General features: G+C 59.9%; 16 protein-coding genes. 4 read left to right on the plus strand and 12 right to left on the minus strand.

Features of this window, described 5'->3' with window-relative positions; genetic code table 11:
• Positions 1-4: 4 nt before the first annotated feature.
• The 4 genes from fdhF (at position 5) to PVA19_RS04520 (ending at position 5889) form a co-directional block, all read left to right on the plus strand.
• Positions 5-2887 (plus strand): formate dehydrogenase subunit alpha, encoded by a 2883-nt coding sequence (fdhF, locus tag PVA19_RS04505; protein ID WP_274101343.1) that lies wholly within the window; start codon positions 5-7, stop codon positions 2885-2887.
• 9 nt (positions 2888-2896) lie between these two features.
• Positions 2897-3724, plus strand: coding sequence for a formate dehydrogenase accessory sulfurtransferase FdhD (fdhD, locus tag PVA19_RS04510; RefSeq protein WP_274101345.1), 828 nt, complete (start codon positions 2897-2899; stop codon positions 3722-3724).
• A complete protein-coding gene (locus tag PVA19_RS04515; RefSeq protein ID WP_274101346.1) occupies positions 3714-4058 on the plus strand; it encodes a formate dehydrogenase subunit delta in 345 nt (114 codons plus the stop codon). Before fdhD ends, PVA19_RS04515 begins: the two co-directional genes overlap by 11 nt.
• 178 nt (positions 4059-4236) lie before the next feature.
• A complete protein-coding gene (locus tag PVA19_RS04520; protein WP_153310526.1) occupies positions 4237-5889 on the plus strand; it encodes an OFA family MFS transporter in 1653 nt (550 codons plus the stop codon).
• Positions 5890-5963: 74 nt separating this feature from the next.
• On the opposite strand, the gene PVA19_RS04525 is transcribed toward PVA19_RS04520, so the two are convergent.
• The 12 genes from PVA19_RS04525 to PVA19_RS04580 all read right to left on the minus strand — a co-directional run bounded on the left by PVA19_RS04525 (position 5964) and on the right by PVA19_RS04580 (position 19970).
• Positions 5964-6617: a protein-L-isoaspartate(D-aspartate) O-methyltransferase gene (locus PVA19_RS04525; protein ID WP_162744222.1), complete on the minus strand. Its 654-nt coding sequence runs from the start codon at positions 6615-6617 to the stop codon at positions 5964-5966.
• Entirely contained in the window at positions 6614-7390 is a 777-nt protein-coding gene (surE, locus tag PVA19_RS04530; RefSeq protein ID WP_112357941.1) for a 5'/3'-nucleotidase SurE, read from the minus strand. Before surE ends, PVA19_RS04525 begins: the two co-directional genes overlap by 4 nt.
• Positions 7391-7528: 138 nt before the next feature.
• On the minus strand, positions 7529-8812 hold the full coding sequence (gene serS / locus PVA19_RS04535) for a serine--tRNA ligase (protein ID WP_274101347.1): 1284 nt from the start codon (positions 8810-8812) through the stop codon (positions 7529-7531).
• A gap of 95 nt (positions 8813-8907) precedes the next feature.
• Positions 8908-9720, minus strand: a complete 813-nt coding sequence (tatC, locus tag PVA19_RS04540) for a twin-arginine translocase subunit TatC (RefSeq protein ID WP_062424262.1) — start codon at positions 9718-9720, stop codon at positions 8908-8910.
• Positions 9717-10550, minus strand: coding sequence for a Sec-independent protein translocase protein TatB (gene tatB / locus PVA19_RS04545; protein ID WP_274101348.1), 834 nt, complete (start codon positions 10548-10550; stop codon positions 9717-9719). Before tatB ends, tatC begins: the two co-directional genes overlap by 4 nt.
• Positions 10551-10639: 89 nt before the next feature.
• Positions 10640-10852 (minus strand): twin-arginine translocase TatA/TatE family subunit, encoded by a 213-nt coding sequence (locus tag PVA19_RS04550; protein ID WP_062424260.1) that lies wholly within the window; start codon positions 10850-10852, stop codon positions 10640-10642.
• Positions 10853-11011: 159 nt separating this feature from the next.
• A complete protein-coding gene (gene scpB / locus PVA19_RS04555) occupies positions 11012-11725 on the minus strand; it encodes an SMC-Scp complex subunit ScpB (protein WP_274101836.1) in 714 nt (237 codons plus the stop codon).
• A 7-nt stretch (positions 11726-11732) separates the two neighbouring features.
• Positions 11733-12578 carry a segregation and condensation protein A gene (locus PVA19_RS04560; protein ID WP_274101351.1) on the minus strand — a complete coding sequence of 282 codons (846 nt, stop codon included), beginning with the start codon at positions 12576-12578 and terminating at the stop codon, positions 11733-11735.
• 47 nt (positions 12579-12625) lie between these two features.
• Positions 12626-13642 (minus strand): beta-N-acetylhexosaminidase, encoded by a 1017-nt coding sequence (gene nagZ / locus PVA19_RS04565; protein ID WP_274101353.1) that lies wholly within the window; start codon positions 13640-13642, stop codon positions 12626-12628.
• Positions 13643-13741: 99 nt separating this feature from the next.
• A complete protein-coding gene (locus PVA19_RS04570) occupies positions 13742-16864 on the minus strand; it encodes an SPOR domain-containing protein (protein ID WP_274101355.1) in 3123 nt (1040 codons plus the stop codon).
• A 68-nt stretch (positions 16865-16932) separates the two neighbouring features.
• Positions 16933-18690 carry an arginine--tRNA ligase gene (gene argS, locus PVA19_RS04575; protein ID WP_274101356.1) on the minus strand — a complete coding sequence of 586 codons (1758 nt, stop codon included), beginning with the start codon at positions 18688-18690 and terminating at the stop codon, positions 16933-16935.
• Between the two features lie 62 nt (positions 18691-18752).
• Complete coding sequence (locus PVA19_RS04580; protein ID WP_274101358.1) at positions 18753-19970, minus strand: deoxyguanosinetriphosphate triphosphohydrolase; 1218 nt, start codon at positions 19968-19970, stop codon at positions 18753-18755.
• Positions 19971-20084: the final 114 nt, after the last annotated feature.

Below are 20084 nucleotides of genomic sequence, written 5' to 3' on the forward strand. Positions count from 1 at the left end.
TACCATGACCCTTGTTCACGAAATCGATTACGGCACTCCGGCCTCCAAATCCACGGACGTGGTGACGCTGACCATCGATGGTCGCGAAATTACTGTGCCTGCCGGCACTTCCATCATGCGCGCCTCCATGGAAGCGGGTATCCAGGTTCCGAAACTCTGCGCCACCGATATGGTCGACGCATTCGGCTCCTGCCGCCTCTGTCTGGTGGAGGTGGAGGGTCGAAACGGCACCCCCGCCTCCTGCACCACGCCGGTTGCCCCAGGCCTTGTCGTCCACACACAAACGGAACGGTTGAAGCAGATCCGCAAGGGGGTGATGGAACTCTACATCTCCGACCACCCGCTCGACTGTCTGACCTGTGCGGCCAATGGCGATTGCGAGTTGCAGGACATGGCAGGTGCGGTTGGCCTGCGTGATGTGCGCTATGGCTATGAGGGCGACAACCACGTCAAGGCGCGCTCGACTGATGGCGGCATCAACGCGCAGTGGATGCCGAAGGACGAGTCGAACCCCTACTTCACCTACGATCCGTCAAAGTGCATCGTCTGCTCACGCTGCGTCCGCGCCTGCGAAGACGTACAGGGAACCTTCGCGCTGACCATCGAAGGGCGCGGCTTCGACAGCCGCGTGTCGCCCGGTGCGCATGAAGCCTTCCTCGATTCCGAATGCGTCTCCTGTGGCGCCTGTGTTCAGGCCTGTCCGACGGCGACACTGACGGAAAAATCCGTGATCGCCATTGGTCAGCCAGAACATTCACTGGTCACCACCTGCGCCTATTGTGGCGTGGGCTGCTCCTTCAAGGCGGAAATGCGCGGCGAAGAGCTGGTCCGTATGGTGCCGTGGAAGGATGGACAGGCAAATCGTGGCCATTCCTGCGTCAAGGGCCGCTTTGCCTATGGCTATGCCAGCCACAAGGACCGCATCCTCAATCCGATGGTCCGCGAAAAAATCACCGATCCCTGGCGCGAGGTGACGTGGGAAGAGGCATACTCCCATGTGGCGTCCGAATTCCGTCGCATCCAGAACCAGTACGGGAAGGACTCGATTGGCGGCATCACCTCCTCGCGCTGCACCAATGAAGAGACCTATCTGGTGCAGAAGCTGATCCGCGCTGGCTTCGGCAACAACAATGTCGATACCTGCGCCCGCGTCTGCCATTCGCCAACCGGCTATGGCCTCGGCCAGGCCTTCGGCACATCTGCCGGCACGCAGAACTTCGATAGTGTCGAACAGTCTGACGTCGTGCTTGTCATTGGCGCGAACCCCACGGACGGCCACCCGGTCTTCGGCTCCCGGCTGAAGAAGCGGCTGCGCCAGGGCGCCAAGCTGATCGTCATCGATCCGCGCCGCATCGACCTTGTGCGCACGCCGCATGTGGAGGCTGCCTTCCATCTGCCGCTGAAGCCCGGCACCAACGTTGCGGTGCTGACCGCACTTGCCCACGTCATCGTCACCGAAGGTCTCTTCAACGAAGCCTTCATTCGCGAACGTTGCGATTGGTCCGAATTCGAGGACTGGGCAGCCTTCGTATCGGAAGAGGAGCACAGCCCGGAAGAGACGGAAAAGTTCACCGGCGTTCCGGCAGCAGAGCTTCGCGGTGCGGCGCGTCTTTATGCCCGCGGCGGCAACGGCGCCATCTATTATGGTCTTGGAGTCACCGAACACAGCCAAGGCTCGACGACCGTCATGGCAATTGCCAATCTGGCCATGGCGACCGGCAATATCGGTCGTCCGGGCGTTGGGGTGAACCCGCTGCGCGGTCAAAACAATGTCCAGGGCTCCTGCGACATGGGCTCTTTCCCCCACGAACTGCCGGGCTATCGTCACATCTCGGACGACGCCACGCGCGAGACTTTCGAGAAGCTATGGGGCGTGACGCTCAACAATGAGCCGGGCTTGCGCATCCCCAACATGCTGGATGCCGCAGTCGAAGGGTCGTTCAAGGGCATCTACATTCAGGGTGAGGACATTCTGCAGTCCGATCCTGACACCAAGCATGTGTCTGCAGGACTCGCTGCCATGGAATGCGTCGTCGTGCACGACCTCTTCCTCAACGAGACGGCAAACTACGCCCATGTCTTCTTGCCGGGATCGACGTTCCTCGAAAAGGACGGCACCTTCACCAATGCCGAACGCCGCATCAATCGCGTGCGCAAGGTGATGAGCCCGAAAAATGGCTATGCTGATTGGGAGGTAACGCAGAAGCTTGCCCAGGCGATGGGGCTCGATTGGAACTACACCCATCCATCGCAGATCATGGATGAGATCGCAGCGACAACGCCAAGCTTTGCCAGTGTTTCCTACGACTATCTGGAGAAGCATGGCTCGGTCCAATGGCCTTGCAACGAGAAATTCCCGCTCGGCTCGCCGATAATGCATGTCGACGGCTTCGTCCGCGGCAAGGGCAAGTTCATCCGCACCGAGTACGTCGCGACCGACGAGCGCACTGGCCCTCGCTTCCCGCTGCTGCTGACGACAGGTCGTATCCTGTCTCAGTACAATGTTGGCGCGCAGACGCGACGGACGGAAAACGTCGTCTGGCACGAGGAGGACCGGCTGGAAATTCATCCTCACGACGCCGAACAGCGCGGCATCAAGGAAGGTGACTGGATCAAGCTCGCAAGCCGTTCAGGCGACACAACGCTTCGGGCGCTGATCACCGACCGCGTAGCGCCCGGCGTCGTCTATACGACCTTCCACCATCCGGACACGCAGGCCAATGTCATCACCACGGACTTCTCCGACTGGGCGACCAACTGTCCGGAATACAAGGTGACGGCCGTTCAGGTTTCGCCGTCCAACGGTCCGACGGAGTGGCAGGAAGATTATGAAGAATTCTCCCGCCAGTCGCGCCGAATCGTGGCGAAACTCGACGCGGCGGAATAGGATCGGAGAATGCAGCAGAAAGAACCGAGCCGAACGATCGACGAATGGCGCTTCCGACAGGGGCGAATGGAGGCGGGCCACCGCATCGTCCCGGAGGAGGTACCGGTCGCCTTCTCCTATGGAGGCTCCACCCATGCGGTGATGATGGCAACGCCGACAGACCTCATCGACTTCGCCTATGGTTTTTCGCTGGCGGAGGAAATCGTGACGTCGGCGGAGGATATCCTCGAGGTCGATCTGGTTGAAGCCGGTCGCGGGATCGACGTGCAGATCACGCTGAAGGATACGACAGCCGACGCGCTGGTGGCCCGCCGCCGGCGCATGGCGGGGCCGGTCGGCTGTGGTCTTTGTGGTATTGAATCGATCGAGCAGGCAACTCGCATGGTCGCAACGGTCAAGGATCCGGCGGCCCGCCTCATGCCGAGGCAAATCAGCGAAGCCATTCGCCTGCTTGGCGATGGGCAAACCCTCAATCGCGAAACACGAGCGGTACACGGCGCGGGTTTCTACCGGCCAGATAACGGCATCGTCGCGGTGCGAGAAGATGTTGGGCGGCACAATGCTCTGGACAAGCTCTCCGGTGCGATCCTCCGCTCCGGGCGTCCGGCAACCGATGGCATCGTGGTCGTCACGAGCCGTCTTTCCGTCGAAATGGTGCAGAAAACGGCCCTTCTCGGATGCCCGGTCCTCGTCGCGATTTCGGCACCGACCGCACTTGCCATTGAGACGGCAGAAGAAGCCGGCATCAGCCTGATCGGGATCGCGCGCGGCGATGAATTCGAGGTGTTTACCAGACCCGACCGTCTGGCTTCCGGGGAGAACAGTCATGTCGCTTAGCCACACAGATGAGAAGCTGATCCGCATGGCAAACCAGATCGCCACATTCTTCACATCACAGCCGCAGGACGTGCAGGTGGATGGGGTGGCGACACACATCAACAAGTTCTGGGAGCCGCGCATGCGGCGGCGGTTCTTCGAAATGATCGACAGTGGTGCAGACGGCTTCCTGCCGCTCGTCATGACGGCATCGGCAAAGATCAAGCGTCCGGGAGACCCAACCACGCAGGCGGTCGGCCTGGGGGAAGACGCAGCAAAGGGTGCGCCGGGCGGCAAAGGTCCGATTGCTGGAGAATCTCTTTCGGAACCCAGCGTTCCTTCCGGCGCGGCGTGAAGGTGGACCGAAAGCGCACGGTCTCTCACGCACGCCAATATGACGAGGTCGAAACCTACATCCTGGAAGACGGGTCTCTGATTAGCCCGGCTTCCCCTTTTTCATCGATGCCCGCTCATCACGTATGAGCGAGAGCATTTGACGTTGTCCTGACATTCCAAAGAGGGAGGTATTGTCGATGGCAGTTGCAGGCGTAAGCGGAGGAGGCATGGCGGGGACCGGTCTTCTTGATCGAGAGCGAATTATCGCCAAACCCGGTTTCAATCGCTGGCTGGTTCCACCAGCCGCACTGGCGATCCATCTGTGCATCGGCATGGCCTATGGCTTCAGCGTGTTCTGGCTGCCTTTGTCGCGAGCGCTTCCGGCGACCGATCCGAGCTGCTCAAGCCTGACGCTCGTCGGCGCTCTCTTCACCACCGCCTGCAACTGGCGCGTGGCGGACCTTGGATGGATCTACACGCTCTTCTTCGTTCTGCTCGGCTGCTCGGCTGCCATCTGGGGCGGCTGGCTGGAGCGTGTCGGTCCACGCAAGGCCGGCTTCGTTTCCGCCTGCTGCTGGTGCGGCGGTATTCTGGTGGCAGCGCTCGGCGTTATGACCCATCAGTTGTGGCTGATGTGGCTTGGTGCTGGCGTGATTGGCGGCGTGGGTCTTGGTCTTGGTTACATCTCTCCCGTCTCGACCCTGATCAAGTGGTTCCCGGATCGCCGCGGCATGGCAACCGGCATGGCCATCATGGGTTTCGGTGGCGGCGCAATGATCGGCGCTCCACTTGCCAACCTGCTGATGGGCTATTTCAAGACCGACACGACGGTCGGCGTGTGGCAGACCTTCGTCGTGATGGCATTGATCTATTTCGTCTTCATGATGGCAGGTGCTTTCGGCTATCGCATACCACCGGCCGGCTGGCGCCCCGAAGGCTGGACTCCGCCCGCTGCCAAAAGCGCGATGATCACGACGCGTCATGTGCATCTGCGTGATGCTCACAAGACCAAACAGTTCTGGTTGATCTGGGCAGTTCTCTGCCTCAACGTCTCTGCCGGTATCGGCGTCATCGGCATGGCCTCGCCCATGCTGCAGGAAATCTTCGCTGGTTCCTTGATCGGCCAGCCAGGCGTTGCCTTTGCCGATCTTGACGCCGCGCAGAAGGCACAGATTGCGGCAATCGCCGCTGGCTTCACCGGGCTTCTGTCACTCTTCAACATTGGTGGCCGCTTCTTCTGGGCTTCGATGTCTGATAAGATCGGCAGAAAGAACACCTATTTCTGCTTCTTCATCCTCGGCATCATCCTCTATGCGCTGGCACCCACGCTTGCCCTGATGGGCTCCAAGGCTCTCTTCGTCCTCGCCTTCGGCATCATCCTGTCCATGTATGGCGGCGGTTTCGCCACCATTCCGGCCTATCTGGCAGACATCTTCGGCACGCAATTCGTTGGTGCCATCCACGGTCGTTTGCTGACAGCCTGGGCAACGGCCGGCATCGTCGGTCCGGTCGTGGTCAACTATATCCGTGAGGCGCAGATCGCCGCCGGTGTAGCGCCCGGGCCGGCCCTCTATACCAGCACGATGTATATTCTTGCCGGTATGCTGGCGCTTGGCCTCATCGCCAACGCCTTCGTCAAGCCGCTCTCCGACAAGTGGTTCATGTCGGATGAGGAAGTCGCCTCGCTCCAGGCCAAGACCGCAGCCGCCAATGCCGGCCCGACCGGTTCCTTCGGCATCGGCAAGGGCGGTTTTGACGGCAAGGCAGCTCTTGCCTGGGCCGCCGTCGGCCTTCCGCTTCTGTGGGGCGTGTGGGTGACGCTGAAGAGCAGCTTCGCGCTCTTTGGATAAGTTGCCCAAGGATCTCAAAGACCATCAAGAGCCGGCGAAAGTCGGCTCTTTTTTTGCCAGGTTAGCTCTACTTTTTACAGATAGGTCGCGATATGGGATTCGATCGGCAAATAAGGCGTCTCGAAGAGCTCTTCGCGCTCGAAACGGCTGCCAGTCTTAGAGAAACGGGTCATCACGCAGCGACCGTCTTCCAGAATGATCGGTGCAATCATCATGCCGCCGGACACGATCTGCTCGGTGAAGAAGCGCGGCATGGCGGAAAAGGCTGCGGTTGAGACGATACGGTCGAAGGTCCCCTCGCCGACGAGACCGTTGGAGCCGTCGGCCTGACGGATCACAACGTTACGAATGCTGAGATCATCCATCCGGTTCTGTGCCGCTTGAACCAACGTCTTGTAGCGCTCAACCGAGAGCACGCGCTCGACTCTGCGCCCAAGCACGGCCGTCATGAAGCCGCTTCCGGTGCCGATTTCAAGCACGCGCTGGCCTGGCTTAACCTGAAGCCGGGAGACGATCTTCACCGCCATATCGGCACCTTCCATGAAGGCTCCGCAGTCGATCGGGATGGTGCGGCTGGAATAAGCATCCGCCGCAAGCGGTGCCGGGACGAAGAGAGAGCGGGGCGTCTGCTCGACAGCGGTAAGGAGATCGAGATCGGAAATGCCTTCGGCCCGCAGCCTCAGGACGAGAGCGGCAAAGCCTTCTTTCTCCACCATGGGGGATTTCAATCGTTCGCTCCGAATCCAAGTGCCTTGGCGATCCGATCCTTGACCGTGTAGTCGGTAAGGTCAAGCTTGAGCGGTGTTACGGAAATCTTGTTGTTCTTGACGGCATGAATATCCGTGCCTTCCATGAAGGTGCCGAGCCGCTCACCGAAGCGCAGCCAGTAATAGGGAAGTCCGCGGCCGTCCTGGCGCTGCTCTACCGTCAGCCCGAAATCGAGCTTGCCTTGCCCTGTGACGCTGACGCCCTGCACATCTTTCGGTGCGCAATTGGGGAAGTTGAGATTGAGGAATGTGCCATCCGGCAAATCGATCTCGCTCAACTTGCGGATGAGATCCGGCGCATAGGTTTCAGCGACCTCCCAGGGAACGATCCGCTCGGCATTGCCCGTATACGCATAGGCCTGGCTAAGCGCAAAGGAACGCACGCCTTGCAGCGTACCTTCGATAGCGCCGGCAATCGTACCCGAATAGGTCACATCATCGGCCATGTTGGCGCCGGAATTGACACCGGAGAGAACGAGATCGGGCTTGCCGGGAAGAACTTCACGAATGCCCATGATCACGCAGTCTGTCGGCGTTCCGCGAAGCGCGTAGTGCTTGTCGGAGATCTTGCGCAGCCGAAGCGGCTCAGAAAGCGTCAGGGAGTGTGCAAGACCGCTCTGGTCGGTTTCCGGTGCGACGATCCAGACATCGTCCGAGAGCGTGCGGGCAATGCGCTCGAGCGCTGCCAGCCCCTCGGCATGGATGCCATCATCATTGGTCAGCAAAATCCGCATGGTCTTCTCCCTCATCGGTTCGTTCTACAACACACAACGCCCGTCTCCGCTCAACCAAATGTCTTGCTGGACAGACGCTCTCCTCCGGGCAGAGATGAAGTACTCCTGCGCCGTCGACGCAGGAGCCGGTATCGAAGCTCAGGCTGCCTTCTCGATCCGAGTCAGGCCACCCATGTAAGGCAACAACACGTCCGGAATGGTCACCGAGCCATCGTCGTTGAGATAGTTTTCCAAGACCGCGATCAGGCAACGTCCGACGGCCGTGCCCGAACCGTTCAGCGTGTGAACGAACTTCGTAGCCTTGTCGCCCTTACCGCGATAGCGCGCATCCATGCGCCGTGCCTGGAAGTCACCACAGACGGAGCAAGAGGAGATTTCGCGATAGGTGTTCTGGCCTGGAAGCCAGACTTCGAGGTCATAGGTCTTGCGCGCGCCAAAGCCCATATCGCCAGTGCACAGCGTCATTGTGCGGAAATGCAGGCCAAGGCGCTTCAGCACTTCTTCGGCACAGGCCGTCATGCGCTCATGCTCGGCGATCGAGCTTTCCGCATCGGTGATCGAGACGAGTTCGCACTTCCAGAACTGGTGCTGGCGCAACATGCCGCGCGTATCGCGACCGGCAGAGCCCGCTTCCGAACGGAACGATGGGGTGAGCGCCGTGAAACGAAGCGGCAATTTCTCCTGATCGAGGATTTCGCCAGCGACCAGATTTGTCAACGTCACTTCAGCGGTCGGGATCAGGTATCGTCCATCCGTCGTCTTGAAGAGGTCTTCTTCGAACTTCGGAAGATTGCCCGTTCCATACAGCGTTTCGGCGCGTACCATCAGCGGCGACGACACTTCCGTATAGCCATGCTCGCTTGTATGTAGATCGATCATGAACTGACCAAGCGCACGCTCCAGTCTAGCAATCTGGCTCGTGAGAACCGTGAAGCGCGAGCCGGAAAGCTTTGCCGCACGGTCGAAATCCATGTAGCCAAGCGCTTCGCCGATCTCGAAATGCTCCTTGGCTTCGTGGTTCCAGCCGGGTTTCTGGCCGACGACGCGGGTCACGACGTTGTCGTTCTCATCCTTGCCGACCGGCACATCGTCCAGCGGGATATTGGGGATGCGCGACAGGGCATCGTTCAACTGGCTGGTAACCTGACGGTCCTCGTCTTCCAGCTTCGGCATGCTGTCCTTGATGTCGGCAACTTCTGCCTTCAGCTTCTCCACAAGCTCAGCATTCTTCTGCGCCATCGCCGCACCGATTTCCTTGGAGGCGGTGTTGCGGCGGGATTGCATATCCTGCAACGTCTGGATAACGGAGCGGCGCTTCTCGTCGAGCGCAATCAGGCTCGCGGACTGAGGTTCGGCTCCGCGCTTTGCCAGCGCCGCATCGAAAGCTTCAGGGTTGTCGCGTATCCATTTAATATCGTGCATCGTGGTTCCAGACCGTGGTTTTACGTCTTTGCTTGTTGAAAAACAAAACGCCGGGACAAATGACCCGGCGTCTGAAGAAAGAACTCAAGAAGCCGTCACGCCTCTTCGGGACCGTCAAGCTCCCGGCCAGCGTTTTCGGCAGCGCGTTTCTTCTCCACGAGTCGAGCCATATAGATGGAAACCTCGTAGAGAAGGATCGCTGGCAAGGCAAGACCGATCTGGGACATCGGATCGGGTGGCGTCAGAACGGCGGCCACGACGAAGGCAGCGACGATCGCGAATTTGCGCTTCTCTCTCAGCCAGTCGCTGGTCAGCAATCCGACACGCGCCAGAAGCGTGGTGACGACCGGCAGCTGGAACACGAGACCGAAGGACAGAACCAGCGTCATGATGAGGCTGAGATACTCAGAAACCTTCGGCATCAGTGAAATTGCGACCTCGCCGTCTTCCGGCAGCTGCTGCATGGCGAGGAAGAACCACATGACCATGGGCGTGAAGAAAAAGTAGACCAGCGCGCCACCAAGCAGAAACAGCAGGGGCGATGCGATCAGGAACGGCAGGAAGGCAGCGCGCTCGTTCTTGTAGAGACCGGGCGCGACAAACTTGTAAAGCTGCGACGCCACCACCGGGAAGGAAATCACCATGGCGCCGAACATGGCAACCTTGATCTGAGTGAAGAAGAATTCCTGGGGGGCCGTATAGATCAGCGAGGACTTGGCGACGTCCAGCCCTGCCCAGATCACCGCCCATTTGTAGGGGATGACGAGGAGGTTGAACAGGTGCTTGGCCATGGCGAAGCAGGCCAGAAAGGCCACGAAAAATGCCCCCAGCGACCAGATCAGCCGCGTGCGCAATTCCATGAGGTGTTCGATAAGCGGCTGCGGCTTATCCTCGATATCCTCACTCATACTTCATCCTTCTTGGCCTTGGCCGTTCTTGCTTTCTTGGCTGGCTCGGCAGCCATGGTGGCGTCGGGCTTGGTGCGCGCCGCCTTCGGCTTTGGCGCGGTAGCGAATGCGACCTTTTTATCCGCAGCCTTTGCTGACGTCTGTTTCGCAGCTTTGGCCGCAACGTCCGTCAACGCAGGGGAAATTGCGGGCTCCGCCTGCATTTCAGCGACGGACGAGAGCTTCGGCTTCGTCGCATCGGCCTTGGCAGAAATCGTACGCGGCGCGCGTTTCGGCTTCGCAGCGACCGCCTCGGCTTCGACTTCCTGCGTGGTTTTCGCGGCAGCCTTGCGGCTCCGCTTCGGCTTCTCAGCAACCGGTTCTACAACCGGCGTTGCTTGCGCAACAACGGGCGCTGGAGCCATCGGTGCGGCGGCGATCGGCGCAGGCGTCAAAGAAGGAGGCGGTGCGTCAGGCAACGTCATCTCCGGGCGGGACAGGGTGACATCCGGCGCATCAACCGGGGCGCTGGTTGCCGGTCCGGACGGCGTTGCCGCCTTCTGCAGATCGGAGCGGATGTCATTGCCGAGCTGACGCAAAGGGTTCATCGCATCGCGCAGGGAATTTGTCGGGTTGAGATTGCGCACATCGGCGATCGTCTGGCGCACGTCGTCCATGTCGGCCTCTTTCATGGCCTCATCGAACTGCGCGCGAAAATCACCCGCCATCTTGCGGAAGCCGGCCATCGTCTTGCCGAAGGCACGGATCATGGGCGGCAAGTCTTTCGGGCCAACAACCACGATCAGGACGATCGCAATCACCAGCAGCTCGCTCCAGCCGATATCAAACATCAAAAAGCTCCCGACACGCGCAACAACGCGCCATGATCCTCAAGTCACTACGACCAGGGCAAAGACGTAACCGTCCTACCCCGGATCAATTACTTGATCTCGTCAGCCTTGTGATCGACCGTCTTGGCATTGACATTGGTGTCGGCAGGCGGTGGCGTGGCATCGTCATCAGCCATGCCCTTCTTGAAGCTCTTGATGCCCTTTGCAACATCGCCCATCAATTCTGGAATCTTGCCCCGGCCGAACAGAACCAGCACGATCACCAGAACGATCAGCCAGTGCCAAACACTAAAAGAACCCATAACGCAAACTCCCTGAATTTTGCTTTGAAACGATGTAAGCCGTTTGAATGGCTTTTTCAAACAACAAAATGGCTATTCAACAAAGTAAGCCAGCGAGAAATGCTGTGATGCAGCAGCATATCGACACATCTACGTGATCGCCCCGCAGCCGCAACAAAATCAATCGTCTACGTCGCCACCGCGGGGGGCAAGCAGCCCCAGTTCTTCGAGATCGAGCTGCGTGATCGGGTCCTCGTCCTCGGTCAATTCGTCACTCATCGACGGCACGGGAATGCCGAAATTCGGCGGAATGCGGCCGGACAGCAGCCCCGCTCCCTTCAGTTCATCGAGGCCCGGCAAGTCGCGCAACTCCTCAAGGCCGAAGTGATCCAGAAACTCCACCGTCGTTCCCATGGTCACCGGACGTCCAGGGGTGCGGCGGCGTCCTCGAAAGCGCACCCACCCCGCCTCCATCAGCACATCCAAAGTCCCGCGCGAGGTCTGAACACCGCGTATATCCTCGATCTCGGCGCGCGTGACGGGCTGATGATAGGCGATGATCGCCAATACTTCGAGTGCGGCACGCGAAAGCTTCTTCGGTTCCTTTTCATCGACATGGATGACGAAGGAAAGATCGCCCGCCGTGCGGAAGGCCCAGTTGCCGCCGACCTGCACGAGATTGACGCCACGTGTTGCGTAGACCTGCTTCAGCCGGTTCATCAAAAGCGGCACATCGACACCGCGCGGGATGCGCTCAGCGATGAAGGCTTCCGACACGGGCTGCGCTGAGGCGAAGACCAGGGCTTCAGCAATGCGCTCCGCCTCTCTTTCAAGACGCTCCGCAACCGTGCCGCCGCCGATCTCTGCACCCTCGTCAGAAACGCCGCCGTCCATATCCACATCATTCGACATCATCGGCCCTTTCAGAACGTTCCCGCGCTCTACCAGAGCCTTTACGCATGAAGATCGGTTGAAACGCTCCATCCTGCCGAATCTCCAGCGATCCTTCCCGCACCAGTTCCAGCGACGCTGCAAAGGCACTGGCTATGGCCGTCGCGCGCATCGAGGGATCGGGAACATATTGCAGGAGATACCGGTCAAGCTCCGTCCATTCGCCGATTTCACCGAGCATAGAGGTCAGCAACTCACGCGCTTCCACCAGAGACCAGACCTGGCGTTTCTCGATTGTCACCTGCGTGATCGCCTGGCGCTGGCGAAGCATCGCATAGGCGCTCAGCAGGTCGTAAAGGCTCGCCTCGAATGCGGAACGACTGCGATGGGGAATATGCTCCGGCGCACCACGGGCGAAGATATCGCGGCCGAGTTGATTGCGGTTCACCAGCCTCTCGGCGGCGTCGCGCATGGCTTCCAGACGCTTGAGGCGGAAGGCCAGCGTCGCCGCCATTTCCTCGCCCGTTGGGCCTTCATCCTTGCTCTGTTGCGGGATCAGCAGCTTGGATTTGAGAAAGGCGAGCCAGGCCGCCATGACCAGGTAATCGGCAGCAAGTTCGATGCGGACCCGGCGCGCGGTTTCGACGAATTGTAGATATTGCTCCGCCAGCGCCAAAACGGAAATGCGGGAGAGATCGACCTTCTGAACGCGAGCCAGGTGCAGCAACAGATCGAGCGGGCCCTCAAAGCCCGCCACATCGATCATCAATGCTGCCTCGCCTGTCGCACGCTCTGGCGTCACATCCTGCCAGAGCTTGTCCATCGGCGTGCCGCCGCGCGATTTCTCTGCTGCCATCGTCTCGTCTGTCGGGCCTTTCGCTGGCGCTCTGCCCGCTCAGCGGATCAGGCAACCGCCAGCATGGCGTTGAATTCGTCTCTCAAGCTTGCCTCATCGGCATCGTCTGCAGCGGGGAAACCCGCTTCGACGGCCTTGGCGCGTTCCAGTGACCGGCCTCTGAGAGGGGGAACTTCCTTCACGACCTGAAGCATTTCACTCATCACGCCGTTGCAATGCAAGACTATATCGCAACCGCCCGCAACAATATTGGCAGCGCGCTCGCCAAGCGTCCCCTTCAATGCGTTCATCGAACTATCATCCGACATCAGCAGTCCGTCAAAACCGATGCGTCCGCGAATGATCTCCTCGATCACCTTGCGGGACGTCGTGGCGGGGCGCTCGGGATCAATGGCATTGAAAACCAGATGCGCGCTCATGCCCATCAGTTCCTTGTTCAAGGCACGGAACGGGACGAAGTCATGCGCATCGAGATCATCCAGCGGCACGTCCACCACCGGTAGTTCATGATGCGAATCCACCATGCCGCGTCCATGGCCTGGAATGTGCTTCATCACCGGCAGCATCCCGCCGGCCTTCAGACCGTCAGCAGCCGCCTGCCCCATGTCCGAGACCATCTTCGGATCGAAGCCGTAAGCGCGGTTGCCGATGACATTGCTCGCGCCTTCCACCGGAACATCGAGAACGGGCAGGCAATCCACATTGATGCCAAAGCGCATGAGATCGAAGGCGTGCAGGCGAGACATCAGCCAGGCGGCGCGCAGACCCTGCTCACGATCGCGCAGATAGATCGCGCCCAAGGCCTGGGCGTTCGGGTAGGACTGAAGGATCGGCGGGCGAATGCGTTGGACCCTCCCACCTTCCTGATCGATCAGGACCGGCGCGTCCGGGCGACCGACCGCCTCACGCATGGAGGCCACCAGATCGGTAATCTGCTGCGCGTCACCGATATTACGACCGAAGAGAATGAAACCCCAAGGCTGCTCCGCCTTGTAGAGGGCGATCTCCTCCTGTGTCAGCGTCAAGCCGCTGCAGCCAAGGATCATAGCTTTCGATTCAGTCATGGTATGGGTCCTGTCGATGAGGGCACGTGCAATCGATATCAGTTACGAAAAAAGCCGGGACGGCGTGACCATCCCGGCTTTTGGATTTGAGTTTCGCGATCAGCGGGCGACGAGGCAGCTGCCGCCAGCAGAGCGGAAGCGTTCGCACAATGCCGCCGCTTCGTTCTTGTCACCAGCGGGGATGCGAACACGGTAGAACGTGCCCTTGCCGGCAATTTCGGCAGCCTTGATGTCTACACCACGTCCACCGATGACAGAGCCGAACTTCGCCGACATGTTCTGATAGGACTTCTGCGCTTCTGCCTGGCTCGGCAGAGATGCGATCTGGATGTAATAGCCACCCGAAGACGGCGTGCTGGTTGCCGCTGCAGGAGCAGCGGACGCCGTCTGCTGAGCAGGCTGGGCCGGTGCCGCAGGACGGACGTTACCCTGATTGGTTACGGTGGCAACCACGTTTGCGGGCTGGCTGGACGGACGGGCCGCTGGAAGCGGTGCAGCCGTTTGGGTCTGGGCCGGCTGAGCCGCGGCAGGTGCCGGACGAGCCGAGGTCTGCGCTGCCTGGGCAGGCTGCTCAGGCGTCACGGGCACACGAGAGGTGGCGAGTACCGATGGTGCCTTTTCCGTGGTTGCCGGAGCCGCCAGTTCTTCGACCTTATCCTGCTGTGGTGTTTCAGCCGCAGGTGCCGGCACTTCCTGTGCAACAAGCGTACCGTCCGGCTTGACGATCATGGTGCGCACCTTGCGGGGCGAAACATTCACGCCGGACTGACCGTTATGGTCTGCGGTCTGGGTGTTCTCGCCACGGGAGAGCAGACGCGGATCTTCCGTTTCGCCAACCGGTGTGGACGTACCGTCCTGCATCTGGTCGGCTTCGTCTTCCATCGGAAGCTGCTCAGGAATGAGCGTGCGCTGCACGACATCCACAGGCTCTTCATTGGTCGAGATCAGCGATGGCTGCTTGGGGTCAGACGGTGCGGCACCGGCAACGCGATCATAAACCGCCTTGTCCTGGTTCGGTACGACGCGACCACCCGGATTTTCCGGCACAACCTTCGTTGGCTCACTATCGGCGGAGATAATCACCGGCGCGCCGTTCGAACCCATGTGGGAGGAACCGCCACCAATCAGCGCGTAGGTGCCGCCACCGACGAGAAGGAGACCGACAGCCGCTGCCATTGGGACGAACCAACGACGGGCACCGCCTTCGCGCTCATCCTCGGCATAACGAACCTGCTGCTCTGGAGCGGCATCTTCGCGTGTCTGCGACCCGAGGCGGCCTTCTGCCGCCTCCTGCATGCTGCGGCGGAAGTCCTGCTCCAGCGCACGCTCGAACTCGTCTACCTCTTCCTGTGTCGGCTGAGGCTGTGCCTGACGCGGCGCTCCATTCTTGTGACGATCAAGACCACCGGAAGCAGGCGAGGCAAACAGCGAGGCAAGCTCGGTGTCGAGATCGAGATCTTCTTCCTGACGGCGCGGAACCGGCTTCGGCTCGAAAACGCCAACGGGCAATTCCGGAACGTCCAACTCGGTGATGGTTTCAGGCGCATCCTCGGTCTCACCGATCTGGCTCGGATCGAAAGGCAGGCTTTCCAGCGACGCGACAGGTGCAACTGGTTGCTGCGCTGCAGGACGACGTTCCTCGTAGCGCGCACGCTCAACGACCGGCTGAGGCTGCGAGCGGGAAGCGACAGGTGCAGCGGCGACAATCGGTGCCGCAGCTGGCTTCGGCTGCATGACTGGCGCCGACTTTGGGGCAGGCGCAGGTTGGGCGGCAGGCGCAGCCGGGGCGACGGGTGCAGGTGCCACTTCGATATTGGCGATCTCGGACAAATCGATGTCAAAATCGATATCCTCAAGCGCAAGCTCGAAATCAGAGTCGTTGAAAGCGTCGAAGTCATCGGCAGCAGAAGGGGCTGCGATGGGAGCCGGTGCTTCAGCGCGAGGCGCTGGCGCGACCGGTGCAGAGATACGCTGGGCTGGAGCGACAGGGGCAGCAGCGACCGGCGCAGGCGCGGCAGGTGCCGAGACAACCGGTTGCGGTGCGACTGGCTTTGGTGCCGCAACAGGCGTTTCGAAAACAGGCTCTGCGCGGACGGGTGCAGGCGCTGGCTTGACGGCCTGGGCTTTGATCACCGGCTCGACGGCTGGCAAGATCGGGGCAGCCGTGACGACCGGCTCCATTCTGGCAACAGGCGCAGCAGCATCGACGCTCTTGTTGCTGATCTCGTAGCGTGCAACGTCATAGATCAGCTCGTCCATGGCGGACATCTTCTGACCTGCGAGCACATCGGCGGTCAATTCATCGGCGACAGACGCGCGTGGTTCAACGGCTGGGATCGCCGCTGGAGCAGGCTGCGGCTGAGCCTTCGGAGCGACAGGCGTCGCCCGGGTCGTGCCGAAATTGGCAAGCGGCAACCGCAGGCTGGAGAAATCGAGCGAGGACTTGCGCAGCGATGGCGCGGTCGGCTGGAGAGAGGGCACGTCATCGGCGACCGACATTTCCAGTTCGCTGGCGAGATCGATCGCCGTCTCTCCGGACGTCTCCGCCATGCGCTCCCAATCCGGCTCCTGAACAGGGGCTGGCTGGTACTGCGTGGCTGGCTGCGGCGCAGCGACCGGCTGCTGCATCTGGACCGGCTGTTCGTAAGCGCGGGGCTCAGGTGAAAGAGCAGCAGGGACCGGAGCTTCTACGACGGCCTCGGGTGCAGCGGCATAGTCCGGTTCAAGGGGTTCTGGTGCTTGGTCGCGATGATTGACATCAAACACAGCGGCCACCGAGTGGGGGTCGTCGCTGAAATCGTCTCTCAGATCGGAACGGGGTGCTGGTGCAGCGTGCTCTGCGACCAGATAGTCTTCATGGCCCGCAGGGACTTGTGGCGCAACCGGCTCGAGCTCAGGCTCGCGGCGGGAGAACACCGATTCAACCCGCTGCATGAACTCGTTGACCGGAACAGGCGCGCGCACATCGTTGGCGGGATCCAGCGCGATGGGCTCGTGGCGCGGCGCGTCATAGACGGCGAACTCGCGAAGCAGCTCATCCTCGAGGTTGAATTCCGGCTCCCGGCGCGTGGCAGGCGGCGCAGCGTTCTGCGCAGCCAGGGGAGCGACATGGGGAGGACGATCCTCTTGCGCGACGAGTTGCGCCAATTGAGCCAGGGGATCGTTGTCAGCGAATTCCTGCGACCGAGTGTCTCGGTTATACGCGACATTTTTTTCGACCATTACGTGTTCCACCATCTACGCATCACAGCACTTGCCAGCGTATTGTGAGCAAATAATGGTGAGGGATGTCATCGCATCTCGTCAGGCGCATCCGCTCCCAAAAGCGTCAATCCGGACTTCAGCACATTTGCGACAGCACTCACCAGCCCTAGTCTGGCAACGCTCAATTCTCGGTTTTTATCGTTAACAAAACGTAATTCCGGCTGATCTTTACCTTTGTTCCAGTGTCCGTGGAAGGAACTGGCCAGATCGTAGAGGTAAAATGCCAAGCGATGCGGCTCATGATTCTGTGCCGCAGACTCGATCAGACGCGGATATTCCGCCAGCTTTGCGATCAACTGCAACTCATTGACATCGTTAATCAAAACCGATCCGGAAGAAAGAGCGGAAACCTCCAGATCCAGCCCCGGAAACGCCTCGTTCGCCTGCCGGAAAACCGACTTGCAACGGGCATGAGCATATTGCACATAAAATACCGGATTGTCTTTAGATTGCTCGGTCACCTTGGCAAAATCGAAGTCCAGGGGCTCCGAATTCTTCCGGTAGAGCATCATGAATCGCACCGGATCGCGTCCGACTTCGTCGACGACGTCCCGCAATGTAACGAAATCGCCGGAGCGTTTCGACATCTTGACGGGCTCGCCATCACGGAAAAGTTTGACGAGCTGGCAGAGCAGAACGGTGAGCTTCGACTTGCCTTCGGAAACGGCGCGCGCAACCGCCTCCAGACGCTTGACGTAACCGCCGTGGTCGGCACCGAGCACATAAATCATCTCGGAGAAGCCACGATCGTACTTGTCCTTGAAGTAGGCGACGTCGGCTGCAAAGTAAGTGTAGGTGCCGTCTGACTTCATCAGCGGGCGATCCATATCATCACCCACCTCCGTCGAGCGGAAGAGCGTCTGTTCGCGGTCTTCCCAATCTTCCGAAACCTCGCCCTTCGGCGGCGGCAGCGTGCCCTTATAGACATGACCCTTGAAGGTCAGGTCGTTGATGGCAGAAAGAATCGGGCCGGCATTGCCAGCATGAAGAGTCCGCTCGGAATAGAACACATCGTGCTTGACGTTCAATGCCGCGAGATCCTCACGGATCATCGCCATCATCGCATCGATTGCCTTGTCCTTAACAATCGGCAGCCACTGTTCTTCCGGCATCGTCCGAAGCTTGATGCCGTACTCATCCGCCAGTGCCTTTCCAACGGGAACGAGATAGTCGCCCGGGTAAAGACCGGGCGGAATCGTGCCGACATCTTCACCGAGTGCTTCGCGGTAACGCAGGAACACCGACTTCGCCAGCACATCGATCTGCGAGCCAGCATCGTTGATGTAGTACTCCTTGGTCACGTCATAGCCGGCAAAGGAGAGCACGTTCGCCAGCGTATCGCCGACGACAGCGCCGCGGCAGTGACCGACATGCATCGGACCTGTCGGATTGGCGGACACATATTCGACGTTGATCTTCTTACCCGTTCCTACCTTGGACCGGCCAAAATCCAGACCTTGCGAAATCATGCCGGCCAGGAGCCGCTGCCAGTAACCGACCGATACGCGAATGTTGATGAAACCGGGACCGGCAACATTGACGCTATCGACATCGGCATCCTGCTCAAGGGCCGGAACGATCAGTTCAGCCAGCGCGCGCGGATTGGTGCCGAGTGGCTTTGCCAGCACCATGGCCGCGTTGGTCGCGACATCGCCATGGCTTGGATCGCGTGGCGATTCCACGGTGACACGGCCAAAATCGACAGCATCGCGATGGGCTTTGACGAGATCGATCGTCTCGAGAGCTTTTTTGATTCGTGCGTCAAAATCGGCAAAAAGGTTCATGATCATCTACCTGCGCGAAGGGCTTTCATTCATCGGGTATCGGCTTCGCAGTTGCGCGCTGCCTATCGCAAATCGGGTGTATGGTCAAACAGCCGCTGGTGTGTTCTCAGGGCATAACTGTCTGTCATGCCGGCCAGATAATCGCCCACATGGCGGGCTCTGGCAGCCTCGGTCATGCCGGGAATGCTGTCCACCCAGTAGTGGCTTTGCATCTCCGCTGGCGTTTCCATGTAGCGATGGAAAAGATCGGTGACGATCTGTGTCGCGCCTGCGCGTATGCGCATGATGTCCGGGTGGCGATAGATATGTCCGAAGAGCAGCTTCTTGATCTGCTTGTCGGTCTGAGCCATCGGCGGCGAAAAGGTCGCGATGGTGCGGTCGGCGGCGCGAATGTCGGCCGCACTTTTCGGCTTTAGACTGCCAAGATTCTGTTGCGCAACGCCTATCACATCTTCAACCATCCTTGTGATCTGACGGCGCATGATCTCATGTGCGAAACGATCGTCGTCGAGCGACGGGTATTTTGCCCGAACTTGGGCCATCAGGCTTGAGAGAAACGGCACTTCCTCCAGCATATCGAAGGTCAGATAACCTGCACGCAGACCATCGTCGATGTCATGCGTATTATAGGCAATGTCATCGGCAATGGCTGCGACTTGCGCCTCCAGGCTGGCAAATGTGCCGATCTCCAGATCCTGCAGCTGGCAATATTCGAGGATCGGCAGCGGCACAGGACCATGCGTCCCCTCACCCGCCGCATTCAACAACGGGCCATTATGCTTGACCAGACCTTCAAGTGTTTCCCAGGTCAGGTTGATGCCGTCATATTCGGCGTAGCGCCGCTCGAGCTTGGTGACGATGCGCAGTGACTGGGCGTTGTGATCGAAGCCGCCATAGGGTTTCAACACCGCATCCAGCGCATCTTCACCGGTGTGACCGAAGGGCGTGTGGCCGAAGTCATGCACCAGCGCCACGCCTTCCGCCAGATCTTCATCCAGCTTCAGGGCACGGGCAAGGGCGCGGGCAATCTGTGCGACCTCGATCGTGTGGGTCAAACGCGTGCGGTAATGATCACCATCCGGGCTGATAAACACCTGCGTCTTGTGCTTAAGGCGCCGAAAGGCCGTCGTGTGGACGATGCGGTCGCGATCGCGCTGGAACTCGGAGCGAGTCAGGCTGGAGACCTCAGGAAACAGGCGCCCGCGCGTCGTCCATGGATCGGCGGCATAGACCGCTCTCTCTCCGCTACCAAAACCCAACGCACGTTGATCGATAATCATCTTTGTCCTGCCATCGGCCCATTGACCTTTTACACTGCCCTTCATACCTATCGCGAAGGTTGCCGCAAAGCGCGTTTGCTGGTGGTAACGCTATAGACGGTGAATTTGACTGGT

It is taken from the genome of Agrobacterium sp. CNPSo 3708 (assembly GCF_028674915.1).
GTDB classification, from domain to species: Bacteria; Pseudomonadota; Alphaproteobacteria; order Rhizobiales; family Rhizobiaceae; genus Agrobacterium; species Agrobacterium cavarae.

Coding starts and splice junctions, on each gene's coding strand:
- fdhF (WP_274101343.1), top strand. CDS start 5: ATGACCCTTGTTCACGAAATCGATTACGGCACTCCGGCCTCCAAATCC.
- PVA19_RS04550 (WP_062424260.1), bottom strand. CDS start 10,852: ATGGGTTCTTTTAGTGTTTGGCACTGGCTGATCGTTCTGGTGATCGTG.
- PVA19_RS04520 (WP_153310526.1), top strand. CDS start 4,237: ATGGCAGTTGCAGGCGTAAGCGGAGGAGGCATGGCGGGGACCGGTCTT.
- surE (WP_112357941.1), bottom strand. CDS start 7,390: ATGCGGATTTTGCTGACCAATGATGATGGCATCCATGCCGAGGGGCTG.
- serS (WP_274101347.1), bottom strand. CDS start 8,812: ATGCACGATATTAAATGGATACGCGACAACCCTGAAGCTTTCGATGCG.
- fdhD (WP_274101345.1), top strand. CDS start 2,897: ATGCAGCAGAAAGAACCGAGCCGAACGATCGACGAATGGCGCTTCCGA.
- PVA19_RS04580 (WP_274101358.1), bottom strand. CDS start 19,970: ATGATTATCGATCAACGTGCGTTGGGTTTTGGTAGCGGAGAGAGAGCG.
- tatB (WP_274101348.1), bottom strand. CDS start 10,550: ATGTTTGATATCGGCTGGAGCGAGCTGCTGGTGATTGCGATCGTCCTG.
- tatC (WP_062424262.1), bottom strand. CDS start 9,720: ATGAGTGAGGATATCGAGGATAAGCCGCAGCCGCTTATCGAACACCTC.
- scpB (WP_274101836.1), bottom strand. CDS start 11,725: ATGGACGGCGGCGTTTCTGACGAGGGTGCAGAGATCGGCGGCGGCACG.
- nagZ (WP_274101353.1), bottom strand. CDS start 13,642: ATGACTGAATCGAAAGCTATGATCCTTGGCTGCAGCGGCTTGACGCTG.
- argS (WP_274101356.1), bottom strand. CDS start 18,690: ATGAACCTTTTTGCCGATTTTGACGCACGAATCAAAAAAGCTCTCGAG.
- PVA19_RS04515 (WP_274101346.1), top strand. CDS start 3,714: ATGTCGCTTAGCCACACAGATGAGAAGCTGATCCGCATGGCAAACCAG.
- PVA19_RS04570 (WP_274101355.1), bottom strand. CDS start 16,864: ATGGTCGAAAAAAATGTCGCGTATAACCGAGACACTCGGTCGCAGGAA.
- PVA19_RS04560 (WP_274101351.1), bottom strand. CDS start 12,578: ATGGCAGCAGAGAAATCGCGCGGCGGCACGCCGATGGACAAGCTCTGG.